Source organism: Glycomyces paridis (assembly GCF_004912155.1).
GTDB classification, from domain to species: Bacteria; Actinomycetota; Actinomycetes; order Mycobacteriales; family Micromonosporaceae; genus Glycomyces; species Glycomyces paridis.
Genome location: NZ_STGX01000002.1, coordinates 316,668 through 339,743, shown reverse-complemented (window position 1 = coordinate 339,743; position 23,076 = coordinate 316,668). Strand labels below are relative to the sequence as shown.

The 23,076-nt window shown below is 71.8% G+C and carries 16 protein-coding genes and 1 pseudogene; 6 read left to right on the top strand and 11 right to left on the bottom strand.

From position 1 onward, the window contains the following. The first annotated feature begins 201 nt into the window (after positions 1 to 201). Positions 202 to 1,053: a 16S rRNA (cytidine(1402)-2'-O)-methyltransferase gene (rsmI, locus tag E9998_RS03660; protein WP_420842404.1), complete on the top strand. Its 852-nt coding sequence runs from the start codon at positions 202 to 204 to the stop codon at positions 1,051 to 1,053. 147 nt (positions 1,054 to 1,200) lie between these two features. Here rsmI and E9998_RS03655 read toward each other — a convergent pair whose 3' ends face one another. Further along, positions 1,201 to 2,298 (bottom strand): ABC transporter permease, encoded by a 1,098-nt coding sequence (locus E9998_RS03655; RefSeq protein ID WP_136528342.1) that lies wholly within the window; start codon positions 2,296 to 2,298, stop codon positions 1,201 to 1,203. After that, positions 2,295 to 3,212 carry an ABC transporter ATP-binding protein gene (locus E9998_RS03650; protein ID WP_136528341.1) on the bottom strand — a complete coding sequence of 306 codons (918 nt, stop codon included), beginning with the start codon at positions 3,210 to 3,212 and terminating at the stop codon, positions 2,295 to 2,297. Before E9998_RS03650 ends, E9998_RS03655 begins: the two co-directional genes overlap by 4 nt. Positions 3,213 to 3,534: 322 nt before the next feature. Between E9998_RS03650 and E9998_RS03645 the strand changes: the two genes are divergently transcribed. From E9998_RS03645 to E9998_RS03635, 3 genes are all read left to right on the top strand, one after another. Next, complete coding sequence (locus E9998_RS03645; RefSeq protein WP_136528340.1) at positions 3,535 to 4,947, top strand: MFS transporter; 1,413 nt, start codon at positions 3,535 to 3,537, stop codon at positions 4,945 to 4,947. A gap of 124 nt (positions 4,948 to 5,071) precedes the next feature. Further along, positions 5,072 to 7,168 carry a molybdopterin oxidoreductase family protein gene (locus E9998_RS03640; RefSeq protein WP_136528339.1) on the top strand — a complete coding sequence of 699 codons (2,097 nt, stop codon included), beginning with the start codon at positions 5,072 to 5,074 and terminating at the stop codon, positions 7,166 to 7,168. A 170-nt stretch (positions 7,169 to 7,338) separates the two neighbouring features. Next, positions 7,339 to 8,463, top strand: coding sequence for an alpha/beta hydrolase family protein (locus E9998_RS03635; protein WP_136528338.1), 1,125 nt, complete (start codon positions 7,339 to 7,341; stop codon positions 8,461 to 8,463). Positions 8,464 to 8,513: 50 nt separating this feature from the next. Here the strand turns inward: E9998_RS03635 and E9998_RS03630 are convergent, their stop codons facing one another. From E9998_RS03630 to E9998_RS03585, 9 genes and pseudogenes are all read right to left on the bottom strand, one after another. Next, positions 8,514 to 8,924, bottom strand: a complete 411-nt coding sequence (locus E9998_RS03630; protein ID WP_275669493.1) for a type II toxin-antitoxin system VapC family toxin — start codon at positions 8,922 to 8,924, stop codon at positions 8,514 to 8,516. Between the two features lie 5 nt (positions 8,925 to 8,929). Beyond that, positions 8,930 to 9,157, bottom strand: coding sequence for a ribbon-helix-helix domain-containing protein (locus tag E9998_RS03625; RefSeq protein WP_204745230.1), 228 nt, complete (start codon positions 9,155 to 9,157; stop codon positions 8,930 to 8,932). Positions 9,158 to 9,196: 39 nt separating this feature from the next. Then, positions 9,197 to 9,805: a DUF1349 domain-containing protein gene (locus E9998_RS03620; protein ID WP_136528335.1), complete on the bottom strand. Its 609-nt coding sequence runs from the start codon at positions 9,803 to 9,805 to the stop codon at positions 9,197 to 9,199. Positions 9,806 to 9,870: 65 nt separating this feature from the next. After that, positions 9,871 to 10,851 (bottom strand): 4-hydroxy-3-methylbut-2-enyl diphosphate reductase, encoded by a 981-nt coding sequence (ispH, locus tag E9998_RS03615; RefSeq protein ID WP_136528334.1) that lies wholly within the window; start codon positions 10,849 to 10,851, stop codon positions 9,871 to 9,873. Continuing rightward, the gene (locus E9998_RS26080; protein WP_136528333.1) at positions 10,851 to 11,864 is read right to left on the bottom strand and encodes a polyprenyl synthetase family protein; all 1,014 of its coding nucleotides are present in this window, start codon (positions 11,862 to 11,864) and stop codon (positions 10,851 to 10,853) included. The genes ispH and E9998_RS26080 overlap by 1 nt, the downstream gene beginning before the upstream one ends. 139 nt (positions 11,865 to 12,003) lie before the next feature. Next, positions 12,004 to 13,428 carry a family 2B encapsulin nanocompartment shell protein gene (locus E9998_RS03605; RefSeq protein WP_136528332.1) on the bottom strand — a complete coding sequence of 475 codons (1,425 nt, stop codon included), beginning with the start codon at positions 13,426 to 13,428 and terminating at the stop codon, positions 12,004 to 12,006. A 90-nt stretch (positions 13,429 to 13,518) separates the two neighbouring features. Next, on the bottom strand, positions 13,519 to 14,304 hold the full coding sequence (locus tag E9998_RS03600; protein WP_136528331.1) for a bestrophin-like domain: 786 nt from the start codon (positions 14,302 to 14,304) through the stop codon (positions 13,519 to 13,521). A 946-nt stretch (positions 14,305 to 15,250) separates the two neighbouring features. Beyond that, positions 15,251 to 17,302 (bottom strand): annotated as a pseudogene (locus tag E9998_RS03590) (terpene synthase family protein); the annotation flags it as partial. An 85-nt stretch (positions 17,303 to 17,387) separates the two neighbouring features. Further along, positions 17,388 to 18,836 carry an ATP-binding protein gene (locus E9998_RS03585; protein WP_136528330.1) on the bottom strand — a complete coding sequence of 483 codons (1,449 nt, stop codon included), beginning with the start codon at positions 18,834 to 18,836 and terminating at the stop codon, positions 17,388 to 17,390. A gap of 318 nt (positions 18,837 to 19,154) precedes the next feature. On the opposite strand from E9998_RS03585, the gene E9998_RS03580 reads away from it, so the two are divergent. Together E9998_RS03580 and nirB are read left to right on the top strand one after the other, a co-directional pair. Next, the gene (locus E9998_RS03580) at positions 19,155 to 20,600 is read left to right on the top strand and encodes an FAD-dependent oxidoreductase (RefSeq protein WP_136528329.1); all 1,446 of its coding nucleotides are present in this window, start codon (positions 19,155 to 19,157) and stop codon (positions 20,598 to 20,600) included. Further along, positions 20,597 to 23,074, top strand: a complete 2,478-nt coding sequence (nirB, locus tag E9998_RS03575; RefSeq protein ID WP_136528328.1) for a nitrite reductase large subunit NirB — start codon at positions 20,597 to 20,599, stop codon at positions 23,072 to 23,074. The genes E9998_RS03580 and nirB overlap by 4 nt, the downstream gene beginning before the upstream one ends. Positions 23,075 to 23,076 lie beyond the last annotated feature (2 nt).

Here is a 23,076-nt window from a genome sequence, read left to right as displayed (position 1 = left end):
AGTGGGTGCAGAGGGCTCGACGGATTTACGGCTGGCGATATGTCGCATGTGTTGTCACTGCAAGTATCCGTTACCGTTCGCTCACGCGTAAGGCCAATGTCCGGTACCCGACAGCATGAATCGGCAGCTTGCATGTGCGGCCCGTTGCGGCGCGTCCACCGACGCGCACCCCCGCACGCCGCGGTGGGGGATACTGGCCGGGTGTCGACTACATCAACTGGCGTTTTGGTGCTTCTCGGTGCGCCGCTGGGAAATCCAGAGGACGCCTCGTCTCGGCTCCGGACCGAGCTGGCCCGCGCCGACGTCATCGCCGCAGAGGATACCCGGCGGCTCCGGCGGCTCCTGAGCGAGCTCGATCTCGTTCCAGCAGCTGCGATCACGTCATATTTCGAGGCGAACGAAAGCGGCAAGACCGGGACGCTCCTCGAACAGCTGCACGAGGGCCGGCGCGTCGCCGTCATCACCGACGGCGGGATGCCCTCGGTCTCCGACCCGGGGTTCCGCCTCGTCAAGGCCGCCGCGGACGCCGGGATCACCGTGACGAGCGCGCCCGGGGCGAGCGCGGTGACGACCGCGCTGGCGCTCTCGGGGATGCCCTGCGACCGGTTCTGCTTCGAGGGCTTCGCGCCGCGCAAGGACGGCGAGCGGCGGCGCCTGTTCGCCGAGCTCGCCGAGGAGCGGCGCACGATGGTGTTCTTCGAGTCGCCGCGGCGTGTCGCCGAGACCCTGCGCGCCATGAGTTCGGCGATCGGTGAGGACCGGCCCGCGGCGCTGTGCCGGGAGCTGACGAAGACCCACGAGGAGGTCCGGCGCGGCACGCTCGGCTCCCTCGCCGAGGGCGCCGAGGCCGACCCGCCGCGCGGGGAGATCACCCTCGTGGTCGCGGGCTGGACGGGCCCGGACGCGAGCGAGGCCACCCCGGAGGCGATGGCCGCCGCGGTCGCGGCCCTCGAAGCGGCCGGTACCGACCGCAAGGCCGCCATGAAGGAGGTCGCGGTCAAGTACGGCGTGAGCCGCCGCGACGTCTACGACGCGGTCCTCAAGGCGGACTGAGCGTCACGGGGCGGATGAGAACGGATGACATTCCCGATATAACGGATATATACCCCCTAAGGGACCCCTGGCGCAAGAGTACTCCCGGGGTCCGACATCCCTTGCGCGCCAAGGAGATGAGCCACGCTCACGACCTGTCGGGCCCGCTCACAGCTCGTCGAACTTGAAGGTCTTCCACGAGACGAGGGCGACGATCGCGGCGAAGGCCGCGAGGAAACCGATCTGCGGCAGCACCGTCGAGGGCGGCTCGCCGTAGACCACCACCGACTGGAGCGCCTCGTTGAGGTACCGCATCGGCGACAGGTACGAGATCGCCTGCACCCACGCCGGCGAGAGCGCCAGCGGCCAGAACGCACCCGAGACGAACGCCATCGGCATCGTCACCAGGTTGCTCAGCCCCGCCGCGCCCGGACTCGTCTGCGCGATCCCGCCGATGACCACGCCGATCGCCAGGAACGCGAGCGTCCCCAACAGCACCAGCGGCACCGCGAACCACGACCACGCCGACAGTTCCAGCCCGAACCCCAGCGCCGCCACCGCCAGGAACACCACGGTCTGCCCGACCGCGACCAGCAGGTTCACCGACACCTTCGCGCCCAGGAACGTCGACACCGACGCCGGCGTCAGGCGCAGGCGCCGAAGGAGCTTGTCGCGCTTCCAGTCCACGATCGTGCCCGCCGCGCCGAACACGCCCGAGATCGCGATGCCCCACGCGAGGATGCCCGGCGCGAGGTACTGGATCGGGCGCACCGCGCCGCCGTCGGCCTCCTCGACCTCCGCCGCGAGCACCTCCTCGCCCGGGGCCGCCGCCGAGAGCACCTCGACGTTCACGTCGTCCACGAGCGCCGAGAGCCTCCCCGCAGCGATCGAACCCGAGGTCGAGCTCGTCGGCGACGGGTAGATGAGGACCGTGCCGCCCTCCTGGGACACGGCCGCGTCGGCGTCGCCCTCGCGCAGCATCGCCAGCGCCTCGTCGAGGTCGGACACCTCGGTGACGGTGAAGTCGCCCGAGTCCGCGCCGTCGAGCACCGGGACCTCGCCAACGGCGAGGACCCGCGAGGCCGAGTCGCTCGAGGAGCCGAACACGCTCGCCAGCAGCACCATGAACAGCAGCGGCAGCAGGATCGTGAAGAACACCTGGCTGCGGTCGCGCAGCCAGCCGCGGCCGAGGGCCTTGACGAGGCTCAGGTAGGCGGAGGTGCGCACCTGCCGCGTGCGCGGCTCGCGCACCGCTCCGAGGGTCATGCGCGCCACTCCCGTCCGGTCACGTGCAAGAACACATCCTCCAGGTTCGCGGTGCGCACCGACAGGCCCTCCAGGGCCCCGTCGGAGGCGAGGGCGGTCAGCAGTTTGCGGGGGTCGCGGGTCTCGAAGACGATCGCGGCGTCCTGCTCGGTCACGGTCTCGGCCACGGCGAGCTCGCGCACGCGCTCGGCGTCGAGCTGCCCGGCGGCGACGGTGACGCGGGTGGGGGCGTCGAGGCCGCGGACGAACCCGGCGGGGGAGTCGACGGCCTTGATCTTCCCGGCGTCCATGATGGCGACCCGGTCGCAGAGCGACTCGGCCTCCTCCATGTAGTGCGTGGTGAGCACGACGGTGCGGCCCTCGGCGTTGATGGCGCGCATGAGGTCCCACAGGTTGCGGCGGGCCTGGGGGTCCAGGGCCGCGGTGGGCTCGTCGAGGAAGACCAGTTCGGGGTCGCCCACGAGCGCGCAGGCGATCGACAGGCGCTGCTGCTGGCCGCCGGAGAGCTTCTCGCAGCGCACGCCCGCGTGCTCGGCGAGGCCGACGAGGTCGAGCATCTCGGCGGCGCGGGCCTTGGAGGCGCCGTACAACTCGGCGAAGGTCTCGATCTGCTCGCGGGCGGTGAGGAACTCGAAGAAGGCCGAGGCCTGGAGCTGCACGCCGACGCGGCCGGTCAGCTCCGCGGAGTGCGGCCACGGCGACTCGCCGAGGAGGCGCACGGTCCCGGAGTCGGGCTTGCGCAGGCCTTCGACGATCTCCAGGGTGGTGGTCTTTCCCGCCCCGTTCGGGCCGAGGATGCCGAAGAACTCGCCGCGTTCGACGCGGAAGGAGACCCCGTCGACCGCGCGGATCTCGCCGCTCCTCCGGCCGCGGTAGGTCTTGCGGAGGTCGGCGACCTCGATGGCGGCGTCCATAGGCGCTAACGCTATGCCATGGGCGGATGTGACCGGGTTCTCGGCCTTGCGCGCGCCGAGGTGAACGGCGTTTCCCGGCGAAACGGACATCGCTAGGCCCCCGTTCACAAGGGTGCCCGGCGGGTCCGACACCGCCGCGCCGCCGGTCCGCGTCCCGCCCGTGCGCACCCGCCGCGAAAGCCGCCCGCCGCCGCGCGTCCGTTCCGCGCGACCGCCGCGGCCGTCCCGTTCACACCCTCCGTAACAGGACCGTGAGGTGAACTTCATCGGCGCGGCACAGCCGCCGCACGTCCAGGCAACGCCGCCCGCCGAAGGTGGGGCCATGACAGCGACACTGACGCAGACGAACGACGGGCGGGCCGGCGCCCGCAAGGGCTGGATCACCGACTGGCGGCCAGACGACGAGGCCTTCTGGAAGTCCTCGGGCCGCAAGGTCGCCAGGCGCAACCTGGTCTGGTCGGTGCTCGCCGAGCACCTGGGCTTCTCGGTGTGGACGATGTTCAGCATCATCACCCCCTACCTGGCCGCCGCCGGGTTCGGGTTCTCCACCAGCCAGCTGTTCTGGCTCACCGCCGTGCCCAACCTCGTGGGCGCGTTCCTGCGCATCCCCTACACCGCCGCCGTCGCCCTCTTCGGCGGCCGCAACTGGACGATCATCTCCGCGGCGCTCCTGGTGGTGCCCACCGCGCTCCTGGCCTACTGCGTCATGACGCCCGGCACCCCGTACTGGATGTTCGTCGTCGCGGGCGTCGCCGCGGGCTTCGGCGGCGGGAACTTCGCCTCCTCGATGGCGAACATCTCGTACTTCTACCCGGAGCGCCACCGCGGTTCGGCCCTCGGCATCAACGCCGCGGGCGGCAACATCGGCGTCTCGGCCGTCCAGTTCATCGGCCCCCTCGCCATCGGCCTGGCCGTGTTCGGAACCTCGCAGGGCACCACCGAGTCCGGCGAGGCGTTCTTCCTGCACAACGTGCCGCTGCTGTGGCTGGTCCTGGCGGTGTTCGCCGCGGTCATGGCCTGGCGCGCGATGGACAACCTCGCCGTCGCCCGCACCCCGCTGCGCGAGCAGGTGCCCGCGCTGGCGCGCCGCCACACCTGGATCATGAGCGTCCTCTACATCGGCACGTTCGGGTCGTTCATCGGCTACTCGTTCGCGTTCCCGCTGGTCATCAAGCTCTCGTTCCCCGAGTTCGGCGCCCTGTGGATCGCGGCCCTGGGCCCGCTGGTCGGCTCGCTCGCCCGGCCGATCGGCGGCTGGTTCGCCGACCGGCTCGCCGGGGCGCCGATCACGAGCCTCGCGTTCGTCCTCATGGGCGCGGGCGCGATGGGCGCGATCTGGGGCATCAACGCCGGGTCGTTCCCGCTGTTCTTCGCCTCGTTCATGCTGCTGTTCACCATGAGCGGCGTCGCGAACGGCTCCACGTACCGCTCGATCCCGGCGATCTTCCAGGCCGAGGCCGCCGCCGCGGCCGGCGGGAAGGCCTCCGAGGCCGAGGTCCTCGCCGCGAAGAAGGTCACCGCGGCCGCGCTCGGCTGGATCTCCGCCGTCGGCGCGTTCGGCGGCTTCCTCATCAACCAGGGCTTTAGGATCGCGAACGAGCAGACCGGCTCGGTCGTCCCCGCCATGTGGGCGTTCGTGGGCGCCTACGGCGTCTTCCTGGTCCTCAACTGGTGGTGCTACCAGCGCACGGTCCTGGTCGCCAAGGCCCCCAGCCTCGCCCACGCCAAGGTCTGAACCCCGGCCGGAACCGGCTGACCCACCGGCCCGCAATCGCCGCCGCCCGGCGATTGCGGGCCACTTAGCATCCCGGAAACATCGCCCTCGTGACGACGAAACGACCCGTGGGCACACTCGCCGCATGACCGCACGCACAGGCCCTCCCGTCGCCGGCCGCCACTCGAACCCGAGCGGACGCCGTGCGCTCCCCGTCGTCCGCAGCGCCGACACGCACTGCCCCTACTGCGCGCTCCAGTGCGGGATGCGCCTGGAGGAGGACGCCGAGGGCACGGTCACCGCCGCGCCGCGCGGCGGCGGCATGTGCAAGAAGGGCTGGACCTCGCCCGAACTGCTCGACCACCCCATGCGCCTGACCACCCCGCTCCTGCACGGGCGCCCCGTCTCCTGGGACGAGGCCCTCGACCACGTCGCCGACAAGGTCCGGCGCGTCCAGGCCGAGCACGGCCGGGACGCCGTCGGCGTCTTCGGCGGCGGCGGGCTCACCAACGAGAAGGTCTACCAGCTCGGCAAATGGACCCGGCTCGCCCTCGGCAGCAAGCACATCGACTACAACGGCCGCTTCTGCATGTCCTCGGCCGCCGGGGCCCTCAACCGCTCCTTCGGCGTCGACCGCGGCCTGCCCTTCCCCGCCGAGGACCTCAAGGGCGCCGAGGTCGTCGTCCTCGTCGGCGCCAACCCCGCCGAGACGATGCCGCCGTTCATGCGCTTCCTCCAGAACGCCGAACTCGTCGTCGTCGACCCCCGCCGCACCGCCACCGCCGAGTCCGCCCAGCTCCACCTCCAGCCCGCCCCCGGCACCGACCTCGCGCTCGCCAACGGCCTGCTGCACATCGCGATCGAGCAGGGCTACCTCGACCACGGCTACATCGACGCCCACACCACCGGCTTCGACGAGGTCCGCCAGACCGCCGCCGGGTACTGGCCCGCGTTCGTCGAGCGCATCACCGGCGTCTCCGTCCCCGACCTCTACGCCGCCGCCCGACTCATGGCCGGCAAGCGCACCGCGATCCTCACCGCGCGCGGCTCCGAGCAGCACGCCAAGGGCGTCGACACCGTCACCGCCTGGATCAACCTCGCCCTCGCCCTCGGCCTGCCCGGCAAGCCCAGCTCCGGCTACGGCTGCATCACCGGCCAGGGCAACGGCCAGGGCGGGCGCGAGCACGGCCAGAAGGCCGACCAGCTGCCCGGCTACCGCTCCATCACCGACCCCGAGGCGCGCGAGCACGTCGCCGCCGTCTGGGGCGTCGACCCCGAGACCCTCCCCGGCGCCGGCGTCTCGGCCGTCGAGCTGCTCCGCAAATGCGGCGACGAGGTCAAGATGCTCTTCGTCCTCGGCTCCAACCCCGTCGTCTCGGCCCCCCGCGCCACCCGCGTCGCCGACCGGCTCAAGGACCTCGACTGCCTCGTCTCCCTCGACTTCGTGCTCTCCGAGACCGCGGGCATCGCCGAAGTCGTCCTCCCGGTCACCCAGTGGGCCGAGGAGGACGGCACCATGACCAACCTCGAAGGCCGCGTCATCCGCCGCCGCGCCCTGCGCGACGCCCCCGACGGCGTCCGCTCCGACCTGTGGGTCATGAAGGAGCTCGCCGCGCGCCTGGACGCCCCCGGCCACTACGACACCGACCCCGAGGCGATCTTCGAGGAGCTCGGCCGCGCCTCCTCCGGCGGCAAGGCCGACTACTCCGGGATCAGCTACGAGCGCCTCGACGAGCGCACCTTCCAGTGGCCCGTCCCCGGCCCCGACCACGACGGCACGCCCCGCATGTTCGCCGACTTCAAGTTCGCCACCCCCGACGGCCGCGCCCGCTTCGTCGCCGTCGACCACCGCCACCCCGCCGAGCGCCGCGACAGCGTCTACCCGCTCTACCTCACCACCGGCCGCGTCCTCACCCAGTACCAGTCCGGCGCCCAGACCCGCCTCATCCCCTCCCTCGGCGGCACCCCCGACAGCGAGCAGTTCCTCCAGATCCACCCCGACACCGCCGTGCGCCACGGCATCGGCGACGGCGACCGGGTGCGCGTCACCTCCCGCCGCGGCTCCTACACCGCCCCGGCCCGCCTCACCGCCGACATCCGCCCCGACACCGTCTTCAGCCCCTTCCACTTCCCGGGCGCCGCCAACGTCAACGCCGCCGTCTCCGACGTCCTCGACCCCATCAGCCGGATGCCCGAGTTCAAGGTCTGCGCCGTCAAGATCGCCCCCGCCGCGAGACCGTGACCCGGGACGGGACCGCAACCGCGCCTTCGTGACCGGGACGCCACGGAGCGAACATCGGTCTTTAGGCCGACCCGGTCCGGCCGCCAGACCCAGGAGGAGCGGCGCCCCGCGCGCCTAGGTTGGTGGAGCGGGCCCGACCGGGCCCGCACCACCGCACCGATTGGACACCCATGGCCCGCCGACTCCGACGCGCCCTGCTCGTCGCCACCGCCGCCGCGGTCGCGACCGGCGCGGGCGTGCACGCCATCGCCGCCAACGCCGAACCGACCGACACCGCGCCCCCCGCGCTGGCCGTCCCCGAACCGGGCGGCGCGTTCCACACCGGCACCGTCCAGCTCCACCTCGTCGACGAGGACCGCGAGGACCCGTGGGCCCCCGGCACGGACCGGGAGCTCATGGTCACCATGTGGTACCCGACCGCCGAGACCGGCGGCGAGACCGCGCCCTACATGACCGCCGCCGAAGGCGACCTGTTCGGCGAGCAGCTGCAAGTGCCCGGCGACGTCCTCGCCTCGGTCGAGACGAACTCGGTGACCGGCGCCGCGCCGCTCGCCGACGACGGCACCCTCCCGCTCGTCGTCCTCTCGCCCGGCTTCTCGTTCCCGCGCGCCACCCTCACCGGCCTCGGCGAGGAGCTCGCCAGCCGCGGCTACGCCGTGGCCGCCGTCGGCCACAACCACGAAGCGCCGATCACCTTCCCCGACGGGCGCACCACCGAATGCCTCGCCTGCGTCGAACAGGAGGTCGACAAGGTCGTCCCCAACCGCGCCGACGACCTCTCCTTCGTCCTCGACGAACTCACCGGCGACGACGCCGCCTGGGAGGACTCCGGCGTCATCGACCCCGAGCGGATCGCCGTGGGCGGCCACTCCATCGGCGGCGCCTCCAGCCACCGCGTCATGCTCGCCGACGAGCGCTTCGACGCCGGCTTCAACCTCGACGGCACCTTCTTCGCCCTCGACAGGCACAAGCTCGACCGGCCGTTCATGATGGTCGGCGCCGCCGACCACGGCCTCCCCGGCGCCGACAAGACCTGGACCAAGGCCTGGAAGAAGCTCGACGGCTGGAAGCGTTGGATCACCGTCGACGGCACCACCCACAGCTCCCTGACCGACTTCGGCCCCCTCGGCGAACAGGCCGGACTCAACCAGGACGACCTCGACGGCTTCCGCTCCGACGCGATCGCCCGCACCCTCGTCACCGAGTTCGTCGACGCCCACCTGCGAGGCGAGGACGCCCCGACCCTCGAAGGCCCGAGCCCCGACTGGCCCGAACTGCGCTTCCACAACCCGTAAGCCGGACCAGGAAACCGGAAAGGCCCGGCCGCGCAACGCGCGGCCGGGCCTCAAGCGGTCGGTCGTATGTCGAAGTGCGTGCAGTGTTTCGGGCGTACCACGTTGAAATGGCGGAGGTCCAGGGTCGCGACCGTCGAGATGTTCAGTCGTTCTGCGGCGGTGACCACCGAGGCGTCGACGGTGCCGAGTGGAAGATTGCTGTACACGCTGGTGAGCTGTGCGATCCGAAGCCAGTCCGCCGGGTGGACCGGTTCGACCGCGAACGCTCCGGACGCGAGGTCGCCGAGGAACCGGACCTCGGCCCGAGTGCCCAGGCGGGTCGAGACGAGGTGGGCGACCTCGGCGATCACCAGTGTGGGCACGATGAGGGCGCCGGGGTAGTGCTCAAGGAGCTCCGCACATGCCTCGTGGTGCTTGTCGTCGAGGTCGACGGCTGCGTACAAGGGCCCGGCATCGACGATGATGCTTATGAGTTCATGCCCATCTCATCGCGGAGGATCTCCTCGATTCGCTCGGAGATGTCGCTGCGACCGCTGCGACCGGCTCCCACTGACATGAGTCTGCGCGGAGTTCCTCCGAGGTGCGCTTCGATCGCCTCTCGGGTGAGCTCCGAGACGGTGATGCCGCGCCGCGCCGCCTCATGTCGCAGTCGGGCGTCGAGCTGGTCCGAGATCTTCACGGTGGTTCGTGCCATGTATGCCAGCATACCAAAGGTGTCGATCCGATCCTGTCGTCACGAGCCGTCGCGCAGTTCGCGGAGGGTTTCGGGCTTGAACTCGATGCGGTCGAATGCCACCTTGCAGCCCTCGCCGGTGGGGGACTGGACGCCGAAGCCGACCTTCACCGGCGTGTCGGTGCCGAAACCGAAGCAGCGCACGAACTCCCAGCGCTCTCCGAGGTCGGAGGCGTGGAGGGCGAAGCCCGCGGCGATGCGGCTGATGCGCAGGAACACCTGGCCGTGGTCGACCACCCGGTGGTTGGCGTCGTCGGAGGTGCCGCGGGTGATCACCGAGACCACCATGCCCTCGCCGTCGGGGGAGTACTCGAAGGCGAGCTTCGCCCAGTGGTCGTCGCCGGCGACCAGGAACAGGGTGCCGGCGTCGTAGGTGGCGTCGAAGTCGACCACGACGCGGACGCTGAGCTGCCAGTCCCCTTCGGGCGGGGTGCCGAGGAGGCGGGCGCCGTTCGCCGGGGAGTTGCCCTCGGGTTCGGGGGCGTAGACGTACCAGTCGGTCTCGGCGGCGGCGGTCGCCTCCAGGCCGGTGTCGGTGACGCTCCAGGAGGGCGGCTCGTCGCCGTCCCAGTCGAGCGCGAAGGGCAGGGAGGGGAGTGTGACGGTCATGGCGTCAGCGTAACGGCGCCCGCGAACGCCGATCCAGTACTTTTCGCGAAGACTTGAAAAAAGGGTCAGGCGCCGCGGCCGGGGGACCTGAGCCGTTGCGGGAGCAGGAACTCCTGGGTCTCCTCGGTGACCACCCGCTCCACGACCTCGATCGGCCCCAGTGCTGCCAGGGCCGCCACGACCTCGTCCACCAGGCGCGGCGGGGCCGAGGCGCCCGCCGTGACCGCCACGGTCGCGGCCCCGTCGAGCCAGGCCCGGTCGAGCTGCCCGGCGTCCTCGACCAGGTGCGCGGCGACGCCCGCCGCGCGGGAGAGCTCGACCAGGCGGTTCGAGTTCGAGGAGTTCGCCGAGCCGACCACGAGCACCAGGTCGGCCTCGCCGACGACGGCCGCCACGGCGGCCTGCCGGTTGCTCGTGGCGTAGCAGATGTCCTCGGCCCCTTGGCCCTTGATCTGCGGGAAGCGCTCCTTGAGCGCGGCGGCGATGCCCTCGACCTCGGCGACCGACAGCGTCGTCTGGCTCAGGAACGTGACCCGCCCGGGGTCGGCCACGTCGAGGGCGGCGACCTCGTCGGCGTGCCCGACCAGGACCGTCCGCTCCGGGGCCACGCCCATCGTCCCCACGACCTCCTCGTGGCCCTCGTGCCCGATGAGGACGACCGTGTCGCCCGCCTCGGCGGCCCGCTTGGCCTCGGCGTGGACCTTCGCGACCAGCGGGCAGGTCGCGTCCACGGCGTCGAGGCCGCGCCGCGCGGCCTCGCGCTCGACCTCGGGGGCCACGCCGTGGGCGCTGAAGACCACCAGGGCCCGCTCGGGCACCTCGTCGAGGCCGGAGACGAACACCGCGCCGCGCGCCTCCAGATCGGCCACCACGTGCGTGTTGTGGACGATCTGGTTGCGCACGTAGACGGGCGGGCCGTGCCGGTCGAGCAGCCGCTCGACGATCTCGATCGCCCGCTCGACCCCGGCGCAGAACGACCGGGGGGCGGGCAGCAGCACCCGGCGGAGCCCGGTCGCCGGACCCTCGCGGCGCAGCTCGCGGTCCATCAGTTCGTCCTGCCGACCGTGCTCGCGGCCAGGCTCGTCAGCTCCTCGACCGCGTCGGTGCGCAGCGGCTGCGAGGCGAGGCCGCCCGCGGCCGCCGCGGTGAGCGTCTCGGCCGCGCGCCGGCTCGCCCGGCGCCCGCCGCAGGACTCCACGAGCTCGGCGGCGCGGGTGAGCTCGGACTCGGTGAGCAGGCCCGTCCCGCCGTAGAGGCGCGCGAGCTCGGCGACGTCGCGGTGGCCCGAGCCGAGGGCCGCGGTCACCGGCAGCGACTTCTTGCGGTTGCGCAGGTCCGAGAAGACGGCCTTGCCGGTGACGGCCGGGTCGCCCCAGATGCCGAGCAGGTCGTCCACGTGCTGGAACGCCAGGCCGAGGCGGCACCCGAAGTCGCGCAGGGCCTCCACCTGGGCGGGCGTGCCGCCGCCGAAGAGCGCCCCGAGCGCGGTCGCGCAGCCCATGAGCGAGGCGGTCTTGGCCTCCGACATCGCCACGCACTCGTCGAGCGGGACGCTCTCGCGCTCCTCGAAGCGCGTGTCGGCGAGCTGCCCCTCGATGAGCGCCCGGACGGTCTGCGCGAGCAGGCCCGCGCCCGAGCGGGCGCACTCGCCGCCCGCCTCGGCGATGATCTCGAACGCGAGCGCGTGGAGGGCGTCGCCGACCAGGATCGCGTCGTTGACGCCGTAGACCTTCCACGCGGTCGGGCGGTGGCGGCGCAGGCCGTCGCGGTCGATGATGTCGTCGTGGATGAGGGAGAAGTTGTGGATCATCTCGACGGCCACGGCGGCGGGCACGGCCCGGCGCCAGTCGCCGTCGACGGTCTTGGCCGCCAGGAGCGTCAGCAGGGGCCGCAGGGCCTTCCCGGAGCTGGCGTCGGTGGGCGCGCCCGCGGCGTCGGTCCATCCGAAGTGGTAGGCGGCGATGCGCGCGGCGGGGGCGGGGAGCCGCGCGGCGGCGGCGCGCAGCCCGGCGTCGATGGCTTCGCGTTCGCAGGCGTATCGGTCGGTCAGGACGGTCATGCGGGGCCTCCCTGGGCGGCGCGTCGGTCGGTGCGGGGGCGGCGGCCCGGCGGCCGCGGTCGGACCCGCGGGTCGGTTCGGGTGGGGGACGTCGGGCCCGGGCGGCCGCGATGGTGCGACCGTGGCCGCCCGGGGTCGTTCAGCGGCCGATCTCGACGTGCTCGAGCACGCCGAGGGCGTCGGGCACCAGGACCGCCACCGAGAAGTAGGCGCTGACGAGGTAGGACATGACGGCCTTCTCGTCGATGCCCATGAACCGCACCGACAGGCCCGGCTCGTACTCGTCGGGCAGGCCGATCTGGCGCAGGCCGACGACGCCCTGGTTGTCCTCGCCGGTCCGCATCGCGACGATCGAGGTCGTGCGGGCGGCGCTGATCGGGATCTTGTTGCACGGCAGGAGCGGCACGCCCCGCCAGGCCGGGACCTCGCGGCCCTCGATGAGCGCCGGGGTCGGGTAGAGGCCGCGCTTGTTTAGCTCGCGCCCGAACGCGGCGATCGCCTTCGGGTGGGCGAGCATGTACTGCGTGTCGCGGCGGCGGCTGAGCAGGTCGTCGAGGTCGTCGGGCGTCGGGGCGCCCGAGCGGGTCGGGATGCGCTGGCTGAGCGCGGCGTTGTGCAGGAGCCCGAACTCGCGGTTGTTGAGCAGCTGGTCCTCCTGCTGCTCGCGCAGGGCCTCGACGGTGAGGCGCAGCTGCTGCTCCATCTGGTTCATGGGCTTGTTGTAGAGGTCGGCGACGCGGGTGTGGACGCGCAGGACCGTCTGCGCCACCGAGAGCTCGTACTCGCGCGGGCTCAGGTCGTAGTCGACGAACGTGTTCGGCAGGTCGGGCTCGCCGGTGTGGCCCGCGGCGATGTCGATCGCGGCCTCGCCGTGCTTGTTGGCCTTGGCCGAGCGCCCGGCCTTGAACCGCTCCAGGTGGTCGGCGAGCGCCGGGATGCGCTCGACGAGCTCGGCCGCGGCGGCGGCCGGGAGGGTGAGGACGGTGATCGGAGTGGCGGCGATGACGTCGTGGTCCCAGACCGGGGCGTCCTCGGTGAGCAGCTCCTCGCCGAAGTGGTCGCCGTCGACCAGGCGGCCGAGCGAGGACTGGTCGCCGAAGGGGCCGGAGCCGAACTGCTCGGCGCGGCCGTGCGCGATGAGGTGGATGCCGTCGACCGGCGAGCCCTCCTGCGCGATGCGCTCCCCGGCGCCGATCTCGCGCTGCTCGAAGCGGTCGGCGAGGGTCGCCAGGATCTCCTCGTCCTCGATGCCGCGCAGCTGGGCGATCTCGCCGAGCTCGGTGGGGATGACGCGGACGGCGTCGCCCTCGGTGGTGAACTCGACCCGGCCGTCGCCGACGGTGTGGGTCAGGCGTCGGTTGACGCGGTAGGCGCCGCCCTGGGTCTGGACCCACGGCAGGACGCGCAGCAGCCAGCGGGAGGTGATCTCCTGCATCTGCGGCACGGACTTCGTCGTGGTCGCGAGGTTGCGGGCGGCGGCGGTGCTCAGGCTGGTCTGGGGGTGCTGTCCGTTCGCGGTCTGCTGCGGTGCAGCGGACGTGCTGTCGAGGACGGAATCGGTCATGCTCACACTTCCTCACGTTGAGGCGGTTACGGCTCGCCTTAGATCATATCGGACAGAAAGAATGAATTGCTATATTACGCCACAGAAAACTTATTCACGTGTATACTGCGCATCGATGACGTCGTAACGTTCGATCGCGGTCTCGTACGGCACCGGATCGCTCGCCCCGCTGCGGCTGAACGGGTACTCGAGCTGGTAGGCCGCGAACAGCATCAGCGCGACCATCCCCGAGATAAGCCCCACGAGCACGAACTGGTACTTCCGCGTCGGCGTGCCGAGCGTGAGCATCACCGCGAACACCAGGAGCGCCCCGGGCACCAGCACCGTCCACATCGTCGGACCCAGGCCCCGCTGGGCCTGGAACAGCCGGTCGGTGCGGTACTCCGAGACGGCCAGGACGCCGTCGCGCGTCGTGTCCAGGCGCGCCTGGACCACGTCGTCGTCGGTCTGCGCGCCCGAGACCGGCGCCCGCATCGCGTCCAGGAGCAGCAGCCCCTCCGGCGAGACCGGGTCCTGGTCGCGCATCGCCGGCCACTCCACCGCGATCACCTCCTCGGTGTAGGCCCGCACCGCCGCCCGCACCTCGTCGCGCGCCTCCGGTTCGAGCGAGGCCGCCGACCAGTACACGCCGACCAGCTCGTTCGCCTCCTTGAAGGTCACGTGGCCGGCCTCGTTCTTGTTCTCCCACGCCGTGATGAGCACGAACGCGAGCACGATCGCGTACAGCACCGTGAGCAGCTCGAACAGCGTCGTGCCGAGCTCGTTGTTGTGCCCCCGGGCCGTCGGCGGCGCGAATTTCTGAAGCAGCGCGACCACCACGCTGGCCGCCGCGACCACCACTAGGGCGAAGAGCAGCCCTTGCCACCAAATGGCCATTGTTCCCACCAAACTTCATAAAGCAGAATATTCACCGTGAATCCTAATGAACACCTTGAAACCGGCACGGAGGCCTCATGAGGCGACTCATCGCGCTGGTCATCGCGGCGGTGACGCTGACGGTGCTGCCCGCGCTCGCCTTCGCGTTCGACGCGGGCCCGGACCCGGACGCCGCCGAGCACACCACGGCGCGCCCCGGCTACCCGACGTACCCGGGCTATCCGACCTACCCGGACCATCCGGAGCCGGACGCCCCGACTCCGCCCAAACCGCCGAAGCCGCCGCACCCGCCACATCCGCCCGAGCCGCCGCAGCCCCCGAACCCCCCGGAGCCGCCGCACCCGCCCAACCCTCCTGAGCCGCCCGAACCGCCGCACCCTCCGGAACCCCCGGAGCCGCCGCACCCGCCCGAGCCGCCCACGCCGCCCGCGCCCGAACCCCCCGCGCCGACGCCGCCGGCTCCCGTGGACCCGTCCGCGGAGCCGCCGGCGCCGTCGCCGCCCGCGCCCGCCGACCCGGCGAGCCCCGCGCCGCCGGACCCCGCGGACCCGGCGAGCCCGGCGCCGCCCCCGGCCGCGGACCCGCCCGCGTCCGAGGCCCCCGAACCGCGGGACCCCGGGCCGCTGCCCGAGGTCCTCGCGGTCGAGGAGCCCGCGGCCGAACCGGCCGAAGAGGAGGAGGACCGCACGCCCGCTAAGCGCCGCATGATGGCCGCGGTGTTCGCGTTCGGCATGGCGACCTCCGCGGGGGCCGCGTTCTCGGGCCGCTCGGGCAGGTAGGTCCGCCACGACGGCGGCCGCAGGTACCCGCCCTGCCGCGGGACCTCGGCCGCCGCCTCGGGCTCGGCGCCGACCGCGCCCGCGGCGCGCTCGGTGCGGGCCAGGCGCAGCTCGTCCTCGCGGTACCGGTCGGTCTCCCGGTGCCAGTGGAGGATCGCGCACATCCAGTTGCGCAGGTCCGCCACGTACGCCTCCAGGCCCTCCCGCGCGCCCGCGTCCAGCTCGAGGTCCTCGGCCAGCGCGGGCAGCTCGGTGGCGGCGAGGAGCTCGAACTGCTCCAGGCGGGCGGTCATGAGTCGGTTGACGACCTCGACGCCCTCCTCCCTGGTGCAGCCGAGGAACTCCTCGGCGACCACCACGCCGTTGATGAGCTCGCCTTCGAACTCGACCTCCTTCTGGTAGGAGAAGAGGTCGTTCATGAGGCACGCGTAGTCCATGGCGCTGTCCTCCAGCTCGCGCACGGCGCGGGAGGCGTAGACGGCGTCGGGGACGAGGCGGCCGGTGCGCAGGCGCGCGAGGCTCATCGTCAGGTCGGAGCCGAAGGTGTCGCGGACCATCTCGACGTAGTCGACGGGGTCGGGGACGCGGTTCTGCCCGGCCTGGTGGAGCTCCCACAGCCAGGATTCGAGCATCCTGGTGACGGCGGTGCGGAACTCGGCGCGGGTGCGGTCGTCCATCTTGGCGGCCGTGCGCGACCACAGGTCGGCGAGGCCGGTCTCCAGCGGGTTCGCCGGGGCGAGGACGGGCGCGAGGTCGAGCGGCATGCACTGCTCCAGGCGGCGGTGCTGGGCGACGGCGGCGCCGAGGTCGCGGCCGTGGCCGAAGGCGGCCGGGTAGTAGTCGTCGCCGTAGGTGCCCCAGGAGAGCCAGTCGGAGGCCTCGCACAGTTCGTCGAGGGTGCCGTCGGGGTCGATGCCGGCGGCGCACAGCGGGAAGTCGAACCCGGCGAGCTGCCGGGCGGTCCACACGCCGGAGCCGGGGACGAGCGGGTCGACCTCGGTGAAGCCCATGCGGGCGCTCCAGGCGTCGCAGTGGGCGCGGGCGAGTTCGAGGTGCGGGTTGAGGCGCAACTCGTAGGGCATGGTGATGTCGGGCAGGACGGTCGGGCCGACCTGCCGGTAGGGCGTGCGCTGGTGCTGGCGCGGCCCGGAGGCGGCGATGCGCCCGGCGGAGGTGCCGATGCCGTTGGGGCCGCCCAGGACCCGGTCGGCGGCGTCGTTCATATACCGGCTGGAGCGCATGTGCCATTCGTGCCCGCCGGACTGCCAGTCCTGGAGTCCCTTGGCGTACAGGGTGATCGCGTGCTGTTCGGCCGGGCCCAGTCCGCGGTCGGCGCACAGGATCGGCAGTTCGGTGAGTGCGGCGTTCTCGAACTGGTGGAGCCGCGAGGTGAGCAGGTCGTTGACGAGGTCGGCGCACCGCTGGGTGTCGTAGCCGAGGAAGCGCTCGAAGACGAGGACGGCGTTGGCGTGCTCGCCCTCGTCGGTGACCTCGCGTTCGTAGGAGAACAGGTCGTTGCGCAGGTGGACGGCGTCGGAGAAGGTGTCGCGGAGGACTTCGAGGGGCCGCTCGTGCGCGACGGCGGCGGGGACCTCGGCGCCCACGGCGTACTCGACGAGGCCCGCCGACCAGGGGGCGCCGCCCACCTTGCGGCGCATGGCGATGTACTCGATCGGGTTGGCGACGCGGTCGGTGGTGATGTTGGTGAGCTCCCACAGCGACTCGAAGAGCAGGTTCACCGTGGCGACGAGGAAGCGTTCGCGCCAGGCCATCGACATAGACGGCGCGGTGCGCTCCCAGAGGTCCTTGAGGCCCAGCTCGACCGGGTTCTCCGGTTCGGGCGTCGTGCCCAGGTCGAGCGGCATGAACAGGGGGATGCGGTCGAGGTAGTCCTTGGCGCCCTTGGAGTCGCGGGTGCGCTTGAAGGCGTCGAGGAAGTGGTCGTCGAAGAAGAACACCCACACGTACCAGTCGGTGACGAGGTCGAGCGCGGGGGCGTCGCAGTCGGGGTGGGTGTAGGCGCACAGCAGGCCGTAGTCGTGGCGGTCGAGCTCGGCCTCGTCCCAGATGACGCCGCCGCCCTCCGAGGGCGCGTCGAGCATCCCCATCTCCCGGGCCCACACCCGGGCGTGGGCGCGGGCGGTCTCGACGTTCGGGTTGAGGCGCGCCGGATACGGAAGATAGAACACGGGCAACTCGAACGGGTGATTATCTGACATAGCGCTCCTTAGCGGCCAAACCGGCGGATTGCAACGCGACTCAGACTAAGGCCTCGCAAGCCCCCGCGCCACCCCCGCCCTGCGCTCAGGTCTCCCACACTCGCAGGAGCGACTCGGGGGTCCACACCAGGTCGATGCCATCGGTGCTCGTGTCCCGGTCCAGACCGGCGCGGCTGGCGACCACCAGGCCGGTCGTGGCCGGATCGAACCCGGGCACCCGGGCCGCGTTCCGCATGAGGGCGTCGCGGTCCCGGCGGTCGAAGGGGCGGTTGAGCCACTTCACCGATCCGACGAAGAACACCTTGCGAGCGACGGGGGCGCGGTCGGCGCCGACGAGGTCGAGTTCGGGATCGAACTGCCGGTTCCACCACCCGCCGACCGCCTCGACGCCGTCCCAGGGGAGTTCGCCGAGCATGCCCGCGACCCGCAGCGACTCCCGGACCATCGGCTCGACCGCTCGGCCCCGCCAGGAGTCCCAGTGCCGCCGGACCGATCCGAATGCCTGCACGGCGTGGCCGCGCTGCACGAGCTCGAACGCGTCCCGCAGCGCCGCGAAGTACAACTGGAGGTTCGGGTCGGCGATGCGGAAGACGCTGGGCCTGCCCGGCTGCGTCGACAACGGCGCGTCCTCCGCGACCACCTGTTTCTCGACGGTGAGCCGCCGCAGGATCGGTGCGAGCGCCCCCGACGGCAGCCCTCCTTGGACGCTGCCGGCGGCCACGGCGATGTTCTGACGGGTCCGGTTGCCGCTGCCGATCCCCTCCAGCACCCGCCTGGTCTGGTCGGGCGTGGGGAACTCGGCCAACAGCGTCTGCTGCGGGACGCTGAACAGGGGCGAGGCGGGATCCTCGCACTCGAGACGGAGGAACTCCATGGCGGCCAAGCCCTCCGGCCAGGCGCGGAGCACGCCCGGCAGGCCCCCGCTGAGCAGATGGGCGTCGACGGCGTCGGCCCCGCTCAAGCCGGTCGCCGCGGCCGTCTCGGCCGGGTTCAGCGGCAGTAGCTTGAGCGTGTCGGCGCGGCCGTAGAACGGACGGTCGTAGGCGGTGAACCGCTCCATCATGTGGAGGTCGGAGCCGAGGAGCAGCAGCAGGACGGGCTTGGTCGAGAGCAGGCGGTCCCAAGCGGTCTGGAGGGCCCCGTCGAAGGCCGCGTCCTGTTCGGACGCCCAGGGAAGCTCATCGAGCACCACGATGCTCGGCGACTGGGGCAGCAGCGTGGCCAGGACCGCGAACGCGTCGGGCCAGCTCCCGGTCCGCACCGCGGGCACGGGCGCGCCTCCGCCGAGTCCGGAGGCGGCGAGCCCGGCGGTGAAGTCCTCGACGGCCAGCGCCGGGGCCGCCCCCTTCGAGGCCGACCAGAAGCAGTAGGGGAGCCTCGCCCGGTCGCAGAACTCCTGGACCAGCCGCGATTTGCCGACCTGGCGCCGCCCGCGGATCGCCACGGCCGCGCCCCGCCCGGACTGCGAGATTCGGTCAATACGATGTTGCAAAAGTCGAATTTCTCGTTCTCTACCAATAAAACTGCTGTTCATAGACTATCTCCAGAAGGTAGAAGAGTTTTAGGTAAAACAATTCTACCTAAATTTTGCACGGTTTCGCTCGCTGACCGCTACCGCGCGTCCGCCGCCGGGCACGAGCTGTCCGGTCCCAGAGCGCGGAGAGTGCGGACTACTTAGCACACGCGAAACATTGGTCGCTCGATCGCGTAACAGGTCCGGGCGACTCTAGAGCCCGAGTCGGGGACTGACAGCGCTGTCGCCACGACAGCGCGGCGCACTCGGATCCGTGGGGCACTCCACGGGTCCGGCGCCGCGCCATCGCAGCCAGTCCAGCACCGGGAGGTCCAGCGAGTGAAGGTCGCGATCGTCGGTTACGGCATGGCGGGGGCCCGCATCGCCCGCGAACTCGGGCGCCGCGGCGTCGAGGTCACCGTCTTCGGGTCCGAGTCCGATGCCGCCTACAACCGGATCCTCCTCTCCAGCATGATCGCCGGCAAGCAGACCGAGGCCGAGATCGCCCTGCCCGTCCCGCCCGAGCACGTGGACGTGCGGCTCGGCGAGGCCGTCGAGGCCGTCGACCTCGACGCCAAGACCGTCAACGGCGTCGCCTTCGACAAGCTCGTCATCGCCACCGGCGCCTCCGCGTTCGTGCCCCCCATCCCCGGCCTCGACCCGCTCCCCACCGGCGCCTACGTCTTCCGCACCGTCGAGGACGCCCGCTCCATCCTCGCCGAGGCCGCCAACCGCGCCTCCGCGATCGTCCTCGGCGGCGGGCTCCTCGGCCTGGAGGCCGCCCGCGGCCTCGCCAAGCGCGGCATGGACGTCACCGTCGTCCACGCCGCCGGGCACCTCATGGACCGCCAGCTCGACCCCCTCGGCGCCAAGGTCCTCGCCGACACCTACGCCGAACTGGGCGTCGCCTCGATCACCGACGCCCAGACCACCCGGGTCCTCCACGGCGACGACGGCCTCACCCTCGTCCTCGCCGACGGGCGCACCGTCACCAGCGAACTGCTCATCGTCTCCTGCGGCATCCGGCCCGAGACCGCGCTGGCGGCCTCGATGGGCATCGAGTGCGGCCGAGGGATCGTCATCGACGACCAGTGCCGCACCTCCCACCCCGACGTGTTCGCCGTGGGCGACTGCGCCGAGCACCGAGGCATCCCCTACGGGCTCGTCGGGCCCGCCTGGGAGCAGGCCGACGTGGTCACCGACCTCCTGTCCGGCGTGGACCCCGACGCGGCCTACGAGGGCTCGCGCCTGGTCACCAGGCTCAAGGCCTCCGGGATCGAGCTCGCGGCGATGGGCGAGGTCGACGGCGACGAGGTCGTCTCCTTCGCCGACCCGACCCGGGGCACCTACGCCCGGCTCGTCATCGACGCCGAGGGCCGCCTCGCCGGGGCGGTCATGCTCGGCGACAACCCGATGGTCGGCCAGGTGGTCCAGCTGTTCGACACCGGCGACCCGGTGCCGCACGACCGCCGCACCCTCCTCATGGGCCGCCCCGGCGAATCGGTGTCGGTGGCCCCCGAGACCCCGGCGTCCATGCCCGACGAGGTCGTGGTCTGCCGCTGCAACAACGTCACCAAGGGGGAGCTCGGCGCCGCGTTCCTCAACGGGGCGCGCACTCCCGAAGCCCTGTCCGAGGCGACGCAGGCGTCCACCGGTTGCGGTACCTGCTCCGAAGACGTCGCCGGACTGTGCAAATGGCTGAACAGCACTGTCGCTGTTAGCGCCGCAGGCGCCCAAGGGCGCAGTGGCCGGGCCGCTGAGCAATTGAACGAGGTGTCAGCATGAGCGACAAACTGGTAGTCATCGGCGACGGCATGGTCGGACGCCGCTTCCTGGAGGCGGTCGTCCAGCGCGACCCGTCCTGGGACGTCACGGTCCTGTGCGAGGAGCCCCGCCCCGCCTACGACCGGGTGCGGCTGTCGGCGTTCTTCGACGGCGTCAGCGCCGAGGAGCTCTCGCTCGCCTCCGACCTCGACGGCGTCAGCGTGCGCCTGGGCGAGGCCGCGACCGAAGTCGACCGGGACGCCAAGGTCGTGCGCTCCGCGACCGGCGAGTACCCGTACGACAAGCTCGTGTTCGCCACCGGCTCCTACGCGTTCGTGCCGCCCATGGAGGGCGCCGACCTCGACGGCGTGTTCGTGTACCGCACCATCGAGGACCTGGAGGCCATCAAGGCCCACGCCGCGGGGCGCCGCCACGGCGTCGTCATCGGCGGCGGCCTCCTCGGCCTCGAAGCGGCCAACGCCCTGTCGCTCCTGGGCCTGGAGACGCAGATCGTGGAGTTCGCGCCCTGGCTCATGGCCCGCCAGCTCGACGAGGCCGGCGGCGGCGTCCTCAAGCAGCACATCGAGAAGCTCGGCATCAAGGTCGACTGCGGCACCGGCGGCTCCAGGATCGAGGCCGTCGACGGGCGCCTGCGCATGGAGACCAACCGCGAGGGCGTCAGCTTCGACACCGACCTCATCGTCTTCGCGGCGGGCGTGCGCCCCCGCGACCAGCTCGCCCGCGACTGCGGCATCGAGGTGGGCGAGCGCGGCGGCATCACCACCGACCTCGCCTGCCGGACCTCCGACCCCGACGTCTACGCCATCGGCGAGGTCGCGGCCATGGAAGGGGTCTGCTACGGGCTCGTGGCCCCCGGCTACTCGATGGCCGAGGTCGTCGCCGACCGCCTCGCCGGCGGCGAGGCGACCTTCCCGGGCGCCGACATGTCGACCAAGCTCAAGCTCCTCGGCGTCGACGTCGCCCAGTTCGGCGCGTTCGACGGCCCGCTCGCCACCACCTACCTCGACCCGGCGAACGGCACCTACGCGAAGCTCATCCTCTCCGACGACGCCACGACCCTGCTCGGCGGCATGCTCGTCGGGAACGCCGAGCCCTACCCCCTGCTGCGCGCCAGCGTCGGCGGCAAGGTCCCCGGGACGCTCGCCGACCTCCTCGGCGGCGGCGAGGTCGAAGGCGCCCTCCCCGACGGCGCCCAGGTGTGCTCGTGCAACGCGGTCACCAAGGGCGAGATCATGGGCGCGATCCACGAGGGCTGCACCGACGTGCCCGCGCTCAAGTCCTGCACCAAGGCCGGCACCTCCTGCGGCTCGTGCGTGCCGATGCTCAAGCAGCTCCTCGCCGAAGGCGGCGTCGAGGTCTCCAAGTCCGTGTGCGAGCACTTCACGCAGTCGCGGGCCGAGCTGTTCGACATCGTCAAGGTCACCGGCATCACCACCTTCTCCGAGCTCATCGCGCGCCACGGCACCGGCGCCGGCTGCGACCTGTGCAAGCCCACCGTCGCCTCGATCCTCGCCTCGCTCTCGAACGGCCACATCCTCGACGGCGAGCAGGCCACGCTCCAGGACACCAACGACCACTTCCTCGCCAACATGCAGCGCAACGGCACCTACTCGGTCGTCCCGCGCATCCCCGGCGGCGAGATCACCCCCGACAAGCTCATCGTCATCGGGCAGGTCGCCAAGGACTTCGACCTCTACACCAAGATCACCGGCGGCCAGCGCATCGACATGTTCGGCGCGCGCGTCGAGGACCTGCCGAAGATCTGGCGCAGGCTCGTCGACGCCGGGTTCGAGTCCGGGCACGCCTACGGCAAGGCCCTGCGCACCGTCAAGTCCTGCGTGGGCACCGACTGGTGCCGCTACGGCGTCCAGGACTCGGTGAAGATGGCGATCGACCTCGAACTGCGCTACCGCGGCCTGCGCAGCCCGCACAAGCTCAAGTCGGCCGTCTCGGGGTGCGCGCGCGAATGCGCCGAGGCCCGCGGCAAGGACTTCGGGATCATCGCCACCGAGGACGGCTGGAACCTGTACGTCGGCGGCAACGGCGGCTTCACGCCCCGCCACGCCGACCTGCTCCTGTCCGACGTGGACTCCGAGACGCTGGTGCGCACCATCGACCGGTTCCTCATGTTCTACATCTCCACCGCCGACCGGCTCCAGCGCACCTCCAAGTGGGTCGAGGGCCTCGAAGGCGGCCTCGACTACCTGCGCGGGGTCATCGTGGACGACAGGCTCGGGATCTGCGAGGACCTCGACGCCATGATGGCCAAGCACGTCGAGCACTACGCCGACGAGTGGAAGGGCGTCATCGACGACCCCGAGAAGCTCCAGCGCTTCGTCTCCTTCGTCAACGCCCCCGAGACCCCGGACCCCTCGATCGAGTTCGAAGAGGTCCGCGGCCAGAAGTTCCCGGCCGGGACCACCGCCCGGTCGCACACCCAGCCGGTGCTGCTCGGCACTCCCGAAAGGAAGTAATC